The sequence below is a fragment of the Paenibacillus sp. FSL R7-0302 genome, from assembly GCF_038006885.1.
GTDB lineage: Bacteria > Bacillota > Bacilli > Paenibacillales > Paenibacillaceae > Paenibacillus_AQ.
The window spans coordinates 76,551-92,914 of sequence record NZ_JBBOWB010000001.1 but is presented as its reverse complement, the minus strand read 5'-3'; the positions used below and the strand labels follow the sequence as shown (position 1 = coordinate 92,914).

Sequence of the window (16,364 nt, the reverse complement as noted above, 5' to 3'; positions counted from 1 at the left end):
CGAATTCCTCTTATTCGCTTTCAATACCCAGCTGGTCTTTGACTTGCGACTTGAAGGTTTCGATTGCTTTTTCCTTGGTCTTATTGCCTGCAGTGTACTCACGTACCTGTTCGCGCCAGGCTTTGTTAATCGTTTCATCGAATTGGGTCAGGTTCTTACCTGAAGCATTCGCGTTGGCCGGAACGAAGACGTCGAACATGTTCTGTCCGCCGAGCAATGGAACTTCACCATTGGACTTGGACATCACCACAGAAGAAGCTACGCTATCCTTCGTGCCTTGTTCGCCCGCTTTCATCGTACCGTTAGCCCAGTAATACTGGAGGCCCGTCTCGGAACTGTCGAGTGTAACCCATTTAACGAAGTCTGCAACGGCTTGCTTCTTCGCGTCATCCTTGGTTACTTCGGCATTGGCCAAGAGCCAAGTACCGCCCCAGAAGAAGCCTGTTGTCGGTTCAGTCACAGCCCAGTCGCCGTTGGTATCCTTCACCTGACCGTTCATCACGTAGTTGATGAGCCAAGCCGGACCGAAGAATCCGAAGATTGGTTGAGCGCCTGCACCCGACATATCGGCATACCATGCTTCTGTCCAGTCTGTTGTATCGTTATGATAGCCGTTGTCTTTCAGCTTCTTGGAGAGATCCATGAATTCTTCACGCTTCGGATCGATGTGCAGCTTGCCGTCCACGATCCAGCCCTTGTCTGAGCTATTCTCGATCGGGTGCCAGATATCGCCGTCGCCGGATACGATACCATAGCCTTTAGCCTTCAGCTTCTTCGCTGCATCGAAGAATTTATCCCAGCCGGGCCCAACCTCTGTTTTGATCTTAGCCGGATCATCGGTTCCGAAGACATCCTTGGCAATGGAGCGGCGATAGATGAAGGCACCGCCTGTAGCCTGGTAACCGAGGCCTTTCAGATGACCGTCAAGGCTGCTGCCGATATCTACAGAATACTGGGCGATGCCAGCATCTTTTACCATTTGATCATCAAGTCCGAGGTCTGCATAATTTGCAGCATAGGTGGATGCATCGCCTTGCGTGTATTTAAGTACAAACGCGGATTCCGCTGCGTAAATATCCGGGGCATCCTTCCCGCCGCCTGCCAGCGCCTGGTCAAGTGCAGGCTGATAAGCACCGTCTGTAGTTGCAATTACCGTAGTTTTGAATTCCACATTCGCATCAGGATGCGCTTCCATATACTTCTTGGTCATGTTCGGAATTTCGTCGGTAAAGCTCCACAGATTGATCGTTACCTTCTCACCGCTACCCGCTTCCGGAGCTTTGGTAGCCTCTGCAGCATTCGATGCGGCCGGAGCCGTTGTCACGGCTCCGCCGGATGAGCTGGAATCCGAATTCCCGCCGCCGCATCCTGCCAGAGCAGATGACATCACGAGTACTGTTGAGAGCCCCGTTAAAACACGCTTCATACTTTTCATACTTTGCCTCCCCTTTTATATTCATCCTCGGTTTTTTGTAACCGCCTTCATATTATAGTGCTTGTCTCTCCCCGGCATAAGGAACCCCTCATTGGGAAAAATACCACTATTTATGGGTTTTGCTCTAAAAAGTACAAAAAAGACGCCAGGGCTAAATGCCAAAGCGCCTTAACACGCAGGAGAAGAATCAATCGTGATGGATCTCTCTACTCTTAATGACTCTTGTCAGAAGCAAGCCGTCACTGAAATAGTATGCCTCATTCCTGGCAATGATAGATGGGTATAAGTTGATCGCGAGGGTCCATCCATTCTGAATAATGAAAATCAGCGGAAGGAAATAGTTCTCTTCGTTGCCGATTCAAGCAGAACCCTGCCTTTACGAAATATTTTTCACCTTAACGAATAATTATCTGAATTCATTCTATCTAACTATGGTCTATTGGGGTATAAGTAATTAGCCGCCCGAGCTGAGAATAATGAAACTTGTCGTGCCATATAACGTAAATTTGGACCATACAGACTAAAGAATAACAAACGGGAGAGGAGCTTGTACCTGATGGAGTATTACCGCCGCAATAGTTCAGACACCCTGGAAGACGTCAACAGTTCCGCAAGCGGGCTTACGTCTGCTGAAGTAGAGGACCGGCTAGCCAAGGAAGGCTACAATGAGTTGAAGGGCAAAGCGAAAGACCCGCTCTGGAAGCTGTTTCTGGAGAATTTCAAAGATCCTATGGTCATTGTGCTGCTCATCGCGGCAACCGTTCAGATCATAATGGGACATATTATGGAATCCGTCATCATCTTCGTGGTGCTGATTCTGAATGCTGTAATCAGTGTGGTTCAGACTCGGAAGGCGGAGAGCTCACTGGACGCCCTGCGCCAAATGTCCGCACCCGAAGCCAAGGTCATGCGCGACGGGGCCTTACTGTCGATTCCGGCAAGAGAGCTGGTCCGGGGCGATATCGTCTTCCTGGAGGCTGGCGATTATGTGCCTGCGGATGGACGGATTATTGAATCCGGGAGTCTGCGGATCGATGAGGGCATGCTGACCGGCGAATCCGAAGCCGTAGAGAAGCATACTGACCCGATCCCGCAGGAGGCTCCGCTGGGCGACCGGCGCAATATGGCCTTCAGCGGCTCGCTGGTCGTCTATGGCCGGGGAACGCTGGTCATTACAGGAACGGCACTCGGCACCGAGCTCGGAAAGATTGCCGGGCTGATCGAGAGTGCCGAGGCCAAGCAGACGCCCCTGCAGCGCAAGTTGGAGAGCTTCGGCAAAAAGCTGGGGATCGCCGTCCTGTTGCTGTCTGTACTGATCTTCTCCATTCAGGCCGCACGCGTCTGGCTCTCGAATGAAACTGTGGATACCACCGAGGCTATTCTGAATGCCCTGATGTTCGCTGTAGCAGTAGCCGTTGCCGCTATTCCCGAGGCATTGTCTTCTATCGTGACCATTGTACTCTCCGTGGGCACGAATAAGATGGCCCGGCAGCATGCCATTATCCGTAAGCTGCCTGCTGTAGAGGCACTGGGATCAACGAGCGTTATCTGTACGGACAAGACCGGGACGCTGACCCAGAATAAAATGACGGTTGTCGATTATTACCTCCCCGGAGGGCCAGAGGAGCAGTTCAAGCTGAAGGCTGATGACTGGTCGGAGGAGGCCCGCAAGCTGTTGCATATTGCCGTGCTCTGTAACGACTCCAATATTAATGAAGAAGGCAAGGAGCTGGGCGACCCGACCGAGGTAGCGCTGATTGCCTTCAGCAACAGCAGGGACAGGGATTACCGGGAGATCCGCGATAACTTCCCGCGCGAGGCAGAGCTGCCGTTCGACTCTGAACGTAAGCTGATGACTACGCTGCATACGTTCGAAGGACAGAAGGCCCTGCTGACCAAAGGCGGCCCGGATGTACTGTTCAGCAGATGTTCCCATGTCCTGCTGGAGGGCCGGGAGGTTCCGCTGACGGCGGAGGTCCTGGAAAACTTCAATGAAGCGAATGAACAGTTCTCCGGCAGAGCGCTGCGCGTGCTTGCTTATGCCTATAAGAACGTGCCGGATACGGTGACTGAGGTGGGGCTTGACGATGAGCAGGACCTGGTGCTGGTCGGCCTGTCGGCGATGATTGACCCGCCGCGCGAGGCTGTATATGGCTCCATTGCCGAGTCCAACAAAGCCGGTATCCGCACAATTATGATTACCGGAGACCACAAGACTACGGCCCAGGCGATCGGCCGCGACATCGGACTGATGGCGGAGCATGAGATCGCCGTCACCGGCCAGGAGCTGGATGCCATGTCCGACGAAGAGCTGGACAGCAGACTGGAGCAGATCGGCGTGTATGCGCGCGTCTCCCCGGAGAATAAGATCCGGATCGTCCGGGCCTGGCAGCGTAAGGGCAAAATCACCGCCATGACCGGTGACGGCGTCAATGACGCTCCGGCACTGAAGCAGGCTGATATCGGGGTGGCCATGGGCAGCGGAACCGATGTCGCCAAGGATTCGGCGGCTATGATCCTAACCGATGATAACTTCGTATCGATTGTCAATGCAGTGGCTGTTGGCCGGACAGTGTTCGATAACATTAAGAAGGCGATCGCCTATCTGTTCGCCGGCAATCTGGGTGCGATTATCGCCATCCTGTTCGCCCTGATCTTCGACTGGATCAATCCGTTCACGGCCATTCAGCTGTTGTTCATTAACCTGGCGAACGACTCCCTCCCGGCGATTGCCCTGGGCATGGAAAAGGCCGAGCCGGATGTAATGAGCCGCAAGCCGCGGGACATCAGCGAGGGCATTTTCGCAGGCGGGATGATGCAGGCAGTGATCACCCGTGGTCTGCTGATCGGGATTGCCGTAATTATCTCCCAGTATATCGGGCTGCAGCATTCGGATGAAATGGGGATTGCGATGGCCTTCACCACACTGATTCTGGCGCGCACCCTGCAGACCTTCACTGCCCGCTCCAACAGCCAGACCTCTGTGGAAGCCGGCTTCTTCAGCAATAAATATGTAATCGGCGCGGTCTTGATCTGCTTCGCCTTCTACGGCATTGCGGTCCTGCCGGGTGTCAGAGAGATCTTCTCGATCCCTGCCACCTTCGGGATGAACCACTGGCTGACCGCCACCGGACTCGCCCTAGGCGCAGTCATTGTGATGGAGCTGGCGAAGCTGGTCCGCCGTCTGCTGCCTGTGAAGCAGGCTGCTTAAGCCAGGCTAAGTGAATGGAACTAATAACAGCAGGAAGCCTGCACTCCCGGTATGGGGTGCAGGCTTTTTATACTCAATCACTTCTTCAAATGATAAGGCACTGTAGTGACAATCACATCGCTGCGGAACAGCAGACGGGCGCGTATCAGCAGGCTCGATTGATTATGAAGGATATTATGCCAGCCTTTCTTCGGAATGAACTGTGGAATAATGACCGTTACCCTATGGTTCAACTCTGCAGCCTTCCAATTCACTTTATCAATAAACTTGGTCAATGGCTGTACGATGCTTCTATAAGGAGTATATAAGGTTACTAACCTTACGTCAGGCTGCCACTTTCTCCACTTCTCCTCGAACACCGCTTCATCTTCCCGCTCGAAGGGCACGTAGACGGCTATTATCTGCTGCGGAGACAGCGACTTGGCATATTCCAGGGAGTTCATCACGACATGAGTGATTCCGGCGACCGGCACGATAATCACATTGCCTTCAATCTTGATCGTTTCCTCACAGGTCGAAATTCTAAGCTGGTCCGCAATGGCCTCATAATGCTTATGGATCCGGTGGAACACCAGGAGCAGAATCGGCAGAAAGACAAATACCGGCCATACCTGAGTAAACTTGGTCATGAAGAACATCATCGTCACAACGAAGCTGATTAGAGCACCAACCGTGTTGATGATGAACTTTTGCACCCAGCCCGCAGGCTTTTCCCGGAGCCATTTCACCATCATTCCGCTCTGCGACAACGTAAAGGGAATGAATACACCTACGGCATATAAAGGAATCAGCTGCTCCGTTTTCCCCTCAAAGACATATATCAGAATCATGGACAAAACACCCAATATAATAATTCCGTTAGAGTAACCCAGCCGGTCCCCCCGCATGGTGAACATTCGCGGAATGAATTTATCCTTGGCAAGGTTCACAGCCAGCAACGGAAAGGCGGAATAGCCCGTATTAGCAGCCAGGATCAGGATTAATGCAGTCGTTCCCTGGATAAAATAGTACATGGCATTCCGGCCAAAGGTTTGCTCGGCAATTTGCGAGACAACAGTAACGTCAGCGCGGGGAGCGATCCCGTAATAATAGGCTAACACCACAATGCCTGAGAACATCACAGCCAGTAACGCTCCCATGGCGATTAAGGTTTTGGAGGCGTTGGACGCTTCCGGGCTTTTGAAATTCGGTATGGCATTGGAGATCGCTTCAACCCCCGTTAACGCAGAGCTCCCGGACGAAAATGCGCGCAATAACAGAAATAGGCTGATTCCCGCTACCGGAGTACCCAGTGAGGTATGCAGTTCTGCCGGAACGTTACCTGACAAGATGTTGTACAGACCTGTACCAATCAGGATGAATAAGGCCAGGACGAATAAATAGACCGGATAAGCGAGGACGGAGGCAGATTCTGTGACCCCTCTTAAGTTCAAAATCGTGATCAGAAGCACAAACCCAATGGCAATCACCACTTTATGCTCATGCAGGCTTGGAAACGCTGAGGTGATGGCATCCGTACCCGCCGATATACTTACAGCCACCGTTAAAATATAGTCAACCAGCAGCGAACCGCCGGCTATTAACCCCGGATACTTACCCAGGTTCTCCTTGGACACCACATAGGCGCCCCCGCCGTGGGAATAAGCAAAAATAATCTGCCGGTAGGACAGAATGAGCGCGGTCAGCAGGATCAACACACCCAGCGCAATCGGGATCGAATACCAGAAGGCGGCTGCCCCAATCGTAACCAGAACAATCAGAATCTGCTCCGGCCCGTAGGCCACGGATGACAGCGCATCTGAAGACAGGATAGCCAGCGCTTTCTTTTTATTTAACTTTTGCTCTCCCAGTTCACTGGACTTTAAGGGCCTGCCAATTAAAAATCGTTTTAAAAATGAAATCACTCGGTTTCACCACTCGCTTGTTATTTGTAGGAATCTTGGTTGTACCCCATCTGCTCCTGTTCTCGAACACAACAAAAAGACCACAGAAGACTATTCTGTGACCTTCAACATATCATGTCCGGCATTAATATAGCGTTAAGGAATACGCAAGGGCATTAAGATTGCATTAAGATTATTCTTCCACGTGTTCCCCCTACTTTGCAATAGTCTATTCCTTCGGTTCTTCCCGCCACTCTCCATCCTTATAGATGAAGCGGCTGGGCTTCCCTTCCTTGTCCTGTGCAACAATCTCAACCGCAGGCCCTTCGCTGATCTCCTCCAGCACTTCAAATGAAGCCTCATCCCCGGCAGGGAGCTTCCGGTATACTTGCTCCAGCCCGTCTTTTCCCGTCTTGCTGCGGACAACGTCACTCTTAACGGCAAAGATCATATTCAAGTCTAAACGGACCTCTCCGCCCAAGACAGGCAACACCCCAAGCACCCTTCGCTGAGAGTCGATGACATCAAACCCCATTTTCCAAAAATCGCTCAGCTTGTGCACCTGATTATCTCCCAGCGGAGACACCTGTATGGCAGCCTGTGGAGTGAGCGTGAATTTACGTGGAAGCCCTTGCTCCAGCTGCACTAGCATAGCAAGCTTAAGGCCGAGATAGATCACAATAAACCCAGCACACCCCATACTAAGCACCCGTCTCCTGCCCAAAGACACCGGAAGCACGAAACTCATAACCCCCACAAACATAGGCACCCACACTGTTGGATCACCAAGATAGATCAAAGGAAGGGTATAAGCTTCGCTGGACAGCGGATAGATCAAATGAACCCCATGCCCCAAATAGTCCACCAGAATATGCCCCAGCACACTCCCCGCTAGACACAGATATAACTGGGTATACGAATATTTTTTCAGCAGCAGCCTGAACAGGAACACAATCGGAACCATAACCAGTCCCATAACTACAATGGAATGCGACCAAGGAGATACATACCTGTTCCCCAACAGATCCGGCACAATTCCCAAGAATGAGGTCAGTCCGAGCAGAACAAACTTTTCCCTGAAAGAAATCTCATAGCGCATGAGCACCATCGATACAATGAAACTGCCCGTAAGCAGATGTGTAGCAATATGCATAGCCAATATCATAGACACCTTTAATCCCCCCGCTTTGGTTGTTAAGCTTCACTACTCAGAGCCTGACAAGTTATAAACAAATGGAGCGGGGAAAAGGTTCATTTGCCTAGTTCATTCTTATATGTTTGTACCTTTATACTCATTCTATACGGTTAGCTTAACGAAGCCCCCGGACCTGCACCCCCTCTGTATCATCCAGCGTGATCTCACAAACAGCCGTCTTAATAGTTAGCGGATGCGGATAGGCTTCCTCCTGATCAGACATGAACCAGACCCGGCCTTGCTTCACAGCAATAATCAGCCCATGCTCGTCACCGGCAGCAGCGAACTGGTTACTATAGTCCTGCCAAGGAACGATTCCTACCCGGGATAGCTTGAGCAGCGCCTCCTCCACATCGGGTACAGGCAGACCGATCTCACTTACACATAACAGACTGGCTGGAGAAAAGGCTCCATTGGCGGAATTGTTCAGATTGTGCCGGGCAATCAGCTCTACAATATTACCTGACGGATCATAGAAATAGATGGAATCGGCATTCCAAGACTCGAAGCGCACAACCTCCTGGCCCTCATTAGGAATGACAGACACCTTAGGAGTAATCCACCGCAACGCTTCATTGATCTGATTCTCAGGAATATTAAAAGCAAAATGATATTTCGGCTGTCTGCTTGGATCAGACTCATTGAAGGTTAGACTGGACTCGCCCGCTCGTACACTGAAGGATGCCCGATGTTCCTGGACTACCGTCAGCCCAAGAGTATTCTCATAAAAGTATTTCATTTCTTCTAAGGTATGGGTCCACATCTCTACTTCTTTTATCATCTAGGATCACCTCTGTTTGTGGCATAACAGCCAGATCTTTGCTTCCATGGTATCCATGAAGAACATTGAAGTCAAACCCGCATCTGCAACTTCTGTGCAGCATCCGCGTCCATAACAATATGGAAAATCTATCTATTCTCTGAAAACAATAGGACAATAGAACATTACAGGAGGTTTCTATATGCGCTATATGGCAGCAATTGTGCTGGCGGCAGCTCTGCTCTCAGGGTGTCAGGGGGCAGACAAGGCCGGTGTGAACGGCTCTTCCCCAGTTCCATCCACAGCTTCCCCAACCATCGGATCACCCACGGCTACACCAGCCGTCTCTTCCCCTTCGACACCTTCAAGCGAGGAGGAGCCGTTGCTCTACATTGAGCAATTGCGAATGATCGGCGGAGGCGGACAAGTGATACAGGTAAAATCGAATAGCGATATCGAGCAGCAATCATTGGAGCAAGCGCTGAAAAGTAGTCTGCAAACCAGTGCCCCGGAGGTTAAGTTCCGCTATACACTGGAATGGGAGTCCCCGCGGTTTGTGCAAATCCGCCTGCATCTCGATGAGGGCAGTGTCTGGTCCGGGACGTTCAATCTGGATGAAGCCGTCACCACAGACGGGCGCAAGTATGCTAGTACAGAGCAGCCGTACCGTAACACGGTAGTGATCAGAGCTGGGAACGGTGAAGGCAGCCTGCTGTTCCAGGGTATCACCTCCGGCACCCGGCGCGTAGTTCCTGCCTGGAACACGGGCTGGATCAAGCCGGTCCAGACCCGGGAATCGGTGGCTCCCTCCTACCTGTTCTACGGGCAGGAGAAGCATCATCTGGTGCACGCCCTGACAGGCGAGGCGCTGGAGATTCCGGTTTTTGCTCAGGAGAAGGATGCCTACGGCAATGACTATGGTTACCATGAGATGTATTCTGACCGCTTCTATGGGGATTTCACTTATATGATCTCGGGCAATAAGACGCTGTATCGTGTAGACCTGAAGGACTTCACCCGTACGAAGCTTCATGTATTCAGCAAGCCGGTCTACGGCATGTCCTCCTCGCCTGACGGCAAGCGAATAGCTGTACTAACCGCTCATGACGAGTTCATTGGCCCCGGGGCAGACTTGACTGTACTGGATCAGCAGGGGGAAATACTGCATTCGCGGGAGAACGCCGCCTACATCTCCCATAGTGATGGCTTCTTGTTCGTGTACTCACTGGCCTGGGAGGATGACTCACATCTGATTCTTCCGGCAGACAGAGATGAGCATAATCCGCTTGGCCAAATCCGTTACAACACCGGAACCGGGGCATCTTCGGTGATGGAGGATCAGCGGATCACGGACCAATTGAAGCAGGATCTCAAGGAGCATGAGCGGCAGCCGCATAATGACCTGTTGCTATCTGGGCTGAAGTGGTCACCGGACAACCGATTCGCAGCCTTCAAATCCGGCACAGGCGCCATTCAGATGTACGACACACAGGAGCGGACCTTCACGTTCGTATCCGCAGGCACATTGCTGGGCTGGATGCCGGATGGAACGCTGGCCTGGGCGGATATTAAGGATTATGTGTATACTTTTTGAGTGAGAGTACATCCACGTTCGTTTCTTCTATATCTAATCCGGCAAAATGCCTGCAATCCTGGTTATGGGTTGCAGGCTTTTTATAATCCCTTCTGAGAGGCATCGTTATTCTAAAAAAATATTTTTGTGTAACATAGTGAGAATATTGAATGGTTTTTTGCATCTTAGAAGTAGAACAGCAGGAAAGGAGGATTACAAATGAACGACAGGGAACAGGAGCTTAGCATAATCCACGATGTTTTAAGAGGCAATAAGGCATCCTACACTTTCCTGGTAGACAAATATAAAAACAAGATTTATGGCCTGCTTTTAAAAATGGGCGCCTCTTCTGAAGATGCAAAAGATATGACACAGGAAGCCTTTATAACAGCTTATCGGAAGCTGGAAAGTCATCGCACAGACCGAAGTTTTGCAGGATGGATTTATACAATTTCGATTCATATCTTCCAGAATAGATACAGAGGAAAAAAGCACCAGGTTCATCTAGAAATCACTAACGATCTCTTAAGCTCGTTACCTGATCCGGAAAGTGAAGCTATACATCAGGAGAATAGAAAAGAACTCTCCGTTCTAGTCAACAAGCTTCCAAGCAAATACAGATTAATGATACTACTGAGATATACAAATGACCTGACTTATGAAGAAATGGAGCAAATTACAGGGTACAGTATTAATCAAATCAGAAACGGATTGCATCGGGCTAAAAAAAGACTTCATAAATTACTCATAAAGGAAGGGGTGAACTTAAATGAAATGTTGGAGCATTGCGGAGATGGAAGAGTACCTCATTAGGGGGCACCTGGATGAGTTGGAGAAGCATATTGAAAACTGCCCGGGTTGTTTGGCTTGTTATAATCAGCTCCTGCAAGAACAATCTGAATTCTCTGATGCCTTATTCCCGGCTGTATTACCATCTTCATTCACCAATCAAGTCATGGAATCACTACAAGGAACTTTAATAGACCCTGTTGTAGAGCCAGTGCAAATGAATCTCCCTTCTAAAGATTCTCCTCATCGGACACATAGAACCTTACAACGATGGACGGTTGCTGCTGCGATGCTTCTTATATTGTGGGGATCCTTAATATATGCAAAACCATCTATAGCAGAATTCGTTCGATCCATGTTTTCATCTAACGCCTCGTTAGACCCTGGACTGCTACAATCCAGAGAATTAGGGCTGATTCAAGATCCAGGAATAAATGTTAGTAATCACGGTTACAGAATTCAGGTAAATGAAGTTTCAGCAGATGCGGTCAGACTCACCATAGCGTTGAAGATCACTGACCGTTTTGGACAACCGATTAAAGACGGATTTGATCCAGAGAAACTTATCGTTAAAGATGAGCAAGGAAATGAGGTCGGCTTAGGGAGTGGGATTGCAGGATATGTTGGTGGTGTATATGTTTATAAATATACTTATAAAGGAGAACTTACTTCATCAACAATTATTGTAGAAAGCCATATTGATCAGATCAAAGAAACCAAAGGGAACTGGAAATTTTCTTTTCCTGTGGATTTGACTATAGCAGCTCCTCTGACTACTGTAAATGAGTTGAATGAGCGCTATGTTACCCCAGAAGGCCTGACAATTCAGATGGACAGACTGACCCGTACCCCGAGCGGAGTTAAATTAGAACTTACAACATCACTAAGCCAACAAGCAAGAAATAAAGTTCCGGCTGATATGGAAGAGAAGCAGAAACTGATATTTCACTTTGAAGATGAACAAGGAAGAATAATATCACAAGTTAATGGACTAGGTTCTTTTAATATGTTGGTGGGAGATACATCAGAGCGTACTGAAAAAGGGGTTCATTGGGCTTATACCTTTATTGATTTGCCTTATGATACACAACAAATAAAGATGGTTTTAGATGGATACTCCATACCCGAGAAGAGCGAGGGTTCCATAGTCATTTATCCATCAAAGCTAAGCAAAGAAAATGCCGTATTTAATATTTCTGGTGATATAGTTAGGCTCAAATCCTTTAAAATCACTCAGGACCCTGATCAACAAGCAGCAATAGCGGCTGGAGTTATTGAGAATCAAGAACCAAAATTGGCGGGAGTTTTCGAAATTAAGGGTGCCTATGTAAATACGGGCAATCCTGATATTGATAAATGGCAAGCCATTGATGATAAAGGCAATAATTATCCAGTAGAATTTCGAGGGAGAACGAGTCTCGAAGAGAAAGAACAAGATGGAATTTTTATCGTTAAAGGCTTAAACAGTATACCAAAGAGACTAACTTTAATTAGAAGTATTGTCGATCGGTATTATTCAGATTTTCAATGGTCTTTTGACCTTCCAACAGGCAAACCAATCCCGGATTGAAACTAGTATTGATATATTCTGAGAATGAAAAACGCAGAGTTGTTGATTACAACTCTGCGTTCTCGATTATCCATTCACCCGGTTCTCAACCTTCAGCGCCAGTGTTAGTGCGCCCTCGGTGTGTATACCTTTTAACTATACTTCTCCCCAAAAAATCTCAGTCTCATATTCAAATGGAACCACACCGCCCTGATTATGCCTGTCAAATATATTCTGCAGCTCTGTCATCATCGGATTGTAATTCGGATGTCCCGGAACAGGGCTGTAGGAGGAGGATAACAGCCGGCCGCTCAGACCCTCGAAATCGAACTCCTGAGTCATTTCAAACTGGCTTTTATGCATCGTATTCTCTTTAAAAAAAGAGACAAGCATCGCCTGAGAAATGTTTTTATGATTCACTTGTTCATAGTCGGTTCCGTAGGTGTGAAGCAGTTGATCGTACTCTTTACGAAATGAAGTACCGTGTGTAAGCCGGGAATTCCATATGAGTATGACTTTCCCGCCAGGCTGTAGTATTCTGCGGAACTCCGTTTGCGCGGCTGCTTGGTCAAACCAGTGAAAGGCCTGTGCACAAACAATAAAATCAACCGACTGATCCGGTAACCCGGTAGCTTCCGCAGACCCTGATCTGCTCTGAAAGCCCGGATGGCTGGATAATCTTTGCTCTGCGGCTTCACGCATGGCCTGATTGGGCTCGACCGCGATTACCTCGCTGCCGCGTTCCAGAAGCAGCTTGGACAGGCTTCCTGTGCCTGAACCGATATCTGCTATTTTACTGTTCGGGTGCAGACCAATATCGTTGTACAAATAATCAATAGCCGCTTGTGGATAGCTTGGGCGGTACTTCAAATAGGAATCGACCCGGTTCGAAAACCTTTCACCATTGTTCATCGCTGTTCACTCTCCTATCTAGTTCGTAATCCAAGGATACCGATGAATTCCATATAATAATAGAGAAGTTTTCCAGATTTCATTACCTATTTTGTTTTCTTCGGAAAACCGTATACGAATAGTATCACACCAATTAACGTAAGAATGGGCACAAAGATATTATCGAAGAAGCCTGCGATAGGAGTTTTAGGCTGGGCATCGTACATTTGCGCTTGGTATAACGCAGAAATTTCATAATTTCGAGCGATCAAAGTCCCGACACGTTCGATCGTGTAGATTAATCCGGCCGCAATCAGAAAAGCCGCCCCTAGTTTTCGGTACAGGTTGTTGCCCATAAAATATTTTTGCCTCCTCTACTCTTGGCGAATGGATTGAGTTACGGTTTCACCACTCCGGCCGGAAGCCCGGAAGCCGGCGGCCAGACGATGGTTCCGCTGCGGTTCATGTACCCTCTGATTTCCTCGCGTGTATCCGGAACCAGCAGGGTGATTTCCGCCAATTCACCGTTAAAATCAGCTGCCCAATAGAGTTGGGGCTTGACCACGAAGCGGCCGGAGGTATTAATATAGCCGTACCGCTGCCCCGGGCTGGCCGAAGCCAGACCGCCCTTAAACAACCCTCCGGCCGTAAATCCCTGGATGACTTTGGTGCCCTTCTTATTAATATAGAAGGTGACTCCATTGCGCTCGACGAACGCCAGTCCTTCCGAGAACGGCTGCGCCATGCTGAACTGCGGTTTGATCAGGTAATTGCCTTTTTTGTCGATGTAGCCGTATTTTCCGTTCACATACACGGCTGCCGCCCCGTCGGAAAACGGTGTGGCATAATCATACCGGGGCGTAATGCGAAGCTTGCCGGTAGTGTCGATATAGCCGTATTTGCCGCCAACGGCAAGCGTAACGGCCGCCATGCCATCAGAGAAATCAGTCGTCGAGCTATACTGGTACGGAACGATAAGCTTGCCCTTTGTGTTAATGTACCCTGAGGCTTTGCCCATATTGACCCGGGCCAGACCTTCGGAGAAATTAAATGCCCGGACGTAGATTGGCTGTATGGCCACCTTGCCTTGACTGTCGATATACCCGTACCGGGTCGCCTTAGCTCCACCAGCGGTCTGAATCTGCGCAGTATACAGGGCGCGGTCATTATACAGAATGCCGGCATCTCTCAGCTTATATTCGAACAGCTTGGTGCCTGCTGAACTGAAATAATATTGCTTTTTAGCCGCATGGTCCTCAACATACAGCGTTCCTCCAGGCACTCCTGAATACCCGTATCCGTCATACACCGCTTCGATGACTACTCTGCCTTTGCCGTTGATGAAGCCGTATTTCCCGTTCACTTCAACCGGATACAATTGATCGGCCGTCTTCGCCTGCACAGTGCCCGCACTGGCGGCTTGAGCCTTATCCTGTGATGGACCCGCTATGCCTGCACTGAACACCATCGTCGTCATTAATAGGGTTAAAGCCAGCTTTTTAAACACCTGTGGTTCACTCTCCTCAGAGGCTATTTTCCATTCTTTAGTATAGACGGTGATTGTACCGGTTTTGTTGTGCATGATTTGGAAGAAAAAAAGAGGGCTGCCCCAAGCAGCCTCTCAAGGCTACCGGGACAACCCTTTTATGATCACAATTAGCGAATCTCGCCTCTGGAAGCAATCAGCTTCTGATACCAGTAGAAACTCATCTTACGGATGCGGCGCAGCTGCTTCAGGTCGAACTCCTCGCGGTCTACATAGATGAAGCCGTAGCGTTTACTGGAGCCCTGATGCGTGCTGACCAGATCGATCGCTGACCAAGGACAGAAGCCGAACACCTCTACCCCATCGGTAAGCGCGAGCTGAATTTGTTCGATATGCTTGCGGAAGAATTCAATCCGGTACGCATCATTTACGGTTCCGTCCGCTTCTAGTTTGTCGAATGCCCCTAACCCGTTCTCCGTAACAATCAGCGGCAGGTGGTAACGGGAATAAATCTGGCGGAGCGTTGTTCTGAAGCCGACCGGGTCGATCTCCCAGCCGAATTCTGTGGTCTGAAGGTTAGGGTTCACCGACCCCCGGTATGCTCCCGGCTCGCCGACGATTTCGTGCTGATCGCCTGTGTGGGAGAAGTCGTTGCCGTCATTTTTGCTCTCCCCAACGGTCTGCGAAGTGTAGTAATTGAAGGCAATGAAGTCCGGGTGGCCTTGCCGGAGGATGTCCATATCCCCTTCCTCGATCTTCGGCTCATAGCCCTTCTCCACTAGATAACTCCAGGCAATATGGTTATAGCGTCCGTAGACCGCCATATCCAGGTAGAGCCAATTGCGGATCGCTGCATAGTTATCTGCGGCCAGCATATCCTCTGGCTTGGAGCTGGCCGGATAGATCACACCGATGTTGGGGGCAGGCCCAATCTTCGCTTCCGGCAGCATCTGGTGGCATAGCACCATAGCCTTTGCCTGCGCAACGAGCATATGGTGATTCTGCTGGTAGAGCTCTTTTTGCGGGTCGGTCATGTTCTCATTCAGGGTTCCGATTGATCCCGGGTGCAGAATCAGCATGTTCTGTTCGTTGATGGTCAGCCACCACTTCACGCGGTTCCCGTAATTCTCATACAACGTCTTGGCATATTGTTCAAAAGCATCGATTGTCGCCCGATTGGACCAGCCTCCCCGCTCTTCCAGCCCGTAAGGCAGATCGAAGTGGTACATCGTGACGATAGGCTCAATGCCATATTTGATCAGCTCATCGATCAGATTGCTGTAGAATTCAAGCCCCTTCGGATTGACGGCACCGTCTCCTTGCGGGTAGATCCGGCTCCAGGCGATGGAGAAGCGGTAGGCTTTGAAGCCCATTTCCGCCATCAGGGCGACATCCTCTTTGTACATATGGTAGTGGTCACTGGCTACCTTAAAGTCCGTTACCCCTTCCACATGGTTGGCCAGATCAATGACGGAAGGCCCTTTGCCGTCCGCATCCCAGGCACCCTCCAGCTGATAAGCCGAAGTGGAGCCCCCCCACAAGAAATTCTCTGGAAAAGCGTGAAGTTGTTTGTGCAGCATACCTAATTCCTC

The 16,364-nt window shown here is 49.7% G+C and carries 12 protein-coding genes; 4 read left to right on the top strand and 8 right to left on the bottom strand.

Annotated elements, in window-relative coordinates:
- Positions 1-10: 10 nt before the first annotated feature.
- Complete coding sequence (locus MKY96_RS00480) at positions 11-1,435, bottom strand: ABC transporter substrate-binding protein (protein WP_340937856.1); 1,425 nt, start codon at positions 1,433-1,435, stop codon at positions 11-13.
- Positions 1,436-1,991: 556 nt separating this feature from the next.
- Between MKY96_RS00480 and MKY96_RS00475 the strand changes: the two genes are divergently transcribed.
- Positions 1,992-4,646: a cation-translocating P-type ATPase gene (locus tag MKY96_RS00475; RefSeq protein ID WP_340937854.1), complete on the top strand. Its 2,655-nt coding sequence runs from the start codon at positions 1,992-1,994 to the stop codon at positions 4,644-4,646.
- A 77-nt stretch (positions 4,647-4,723) separates the two neighbouring features.
- Here MKY96_RS00475 and MKY96_RS00470 read toward each other — a convergent pair whose 3' ends face one another.
- From MKY96_RS00470 to MKY96_RS00460, 3 genes are all read right to left on the bottom strand, one after another.
- A complete protein-coding gene (locus tag MKY96_RS00470; protein ID WP_340937852.1) occupies positions 4,724-6,550 on the bottom strand; it encodes an APC family permease in 1,827 nt (608 codons plus the stop codon).
- A 208-nt stretch (positions 6,551-6,758) separates the two neighbouring features.
- A complete protein-coding gene (locus MKY96_RS00465) occupies positions 6,759-7,694 on the bottom strand; it encodes a metal-dependent hydrolase (protein ID WP_445671460.1) in 936 nt (311 codons plus the stop codon).
- A 145-nt stretch (positions 7,695-7,839) separates the two neighbouring features.
- Positions 7,840-8,505: a VOC family protein gene (locus MKY96_RS00460; RefSeq protein WP_340937849.1), complete on the bottom strand. Its 666-nt coding sequence runs from the start codon at positions 8,503-8,505 to the stop codon at positions 7,840-7,842.
- A 181-nt stretch (positions 8,506-8,686) separates the two neighbouring features.
- Between MKY96_RS00460 and MKY96_RS00455 the strand changes: the two genes are divergently transcribed.
- The 3 genes from MKY96_RS00455 to MKY96_RS00445 all read left to right on the top strand — a co-directional run bounded on the left by MKY96_RS00455 (position 8,687) and on the right by MKY96_RS00445 (position 12,416).
- Positions 8,687-10,078: a hypothetical protein gene (locus tag MKY96_RS00455; protein WP_340937848.1), complete on the top strand. Its 1,392-nt coding sequence runs from the start codon at positions 8,687-8,689 to the stop codon at positions 10,076-10,078.
- A gap of 198 nt (positions 10,079-10,276) precedes the next feature.
- Positions 10,277-10,870, top strand: coding sequence for an RNA polymerase sigma factor (locus MKY96_RS00450; protein ID WP_340937846.1), 594 nt, complete (start codon positions 10,277-10,279; stop codon positions 10,868-10,870).
- Positions 10,851-12,416 carry a DUF4179 domain-containing protein gene (locus MKY96_RS00445; RefSeq protein ID WP_340937845.1) on the top strand — a complete coding sequence of 522 codons (1,566 nt, stop codon included), beginning with the start codon at positions 10,851-10,853 and terminating at the stop codon, positions 12,414-12,416. The genes MKY96_RS00450 and MKY96_RS00445 overlap by 20 nt, the downstream gene beginning before the upstream one ends.
- Before the next feature lie 135 nt (positions 12,417-12,551).
- Here MKY96_RS00445 and MKY96_RS00440 read toward each other — a convergent pair whose 3' ends face one another.
- From MKY96_RS00440 to MKY96_RS00425, 4 genes are all read right to left on the bottom strand, one after another.
- Positions 12,552-13,307, bottom strand: a complete 756-nt coding sequence (locus MKY96_RS00440) for a class I SAM-dependent methyltransferase (protein ID WP_340937843.1) — start codon at positions 13,305-13,307, stop codon at positions 12,552-12,554.
- An 86-nt stretch (positions 13,308-13,393) separates the two neighbouring features.
- Complete coding sequence (locus tag MKY96_RS00435; RefSeq protein ID WP_340937842.1) at positions 13,394-13,642, bottom strand: hypothetical protein; 249 nt, start codon at positions 13,640-13,642, stop codon at positions 13,394-13,396.
- A gap of 41 nt (positions 13,643-13,683) precedes the next feature.
- On the bottom strand, positions 13,684-14,868 hold the full coding sequence (locus MKY96_RS00430) for a WG repeat-containing protein (RefSeq protein ID WP_340937840.1): 1,185 nt from the start codon (positions 14,866-14,868) through the stop codon (positions 13,684-13,686).
- A 74-nt stretch (positions 14,869-14,942) separates the two neighbouring features.
- Positions 14,943-16,352, bottom strand: a complete 1,410-nt coding sequence (locus tag MKY96_RS00425) for a glycoside hydrolase family 1 protein (protein WP_340937839.1) — start codon at positions 16,350-16,352, stop codon at positions 14,943-14,945.
- Positions 16,353-16,364 lie beyond the last annotated feature (12 nt).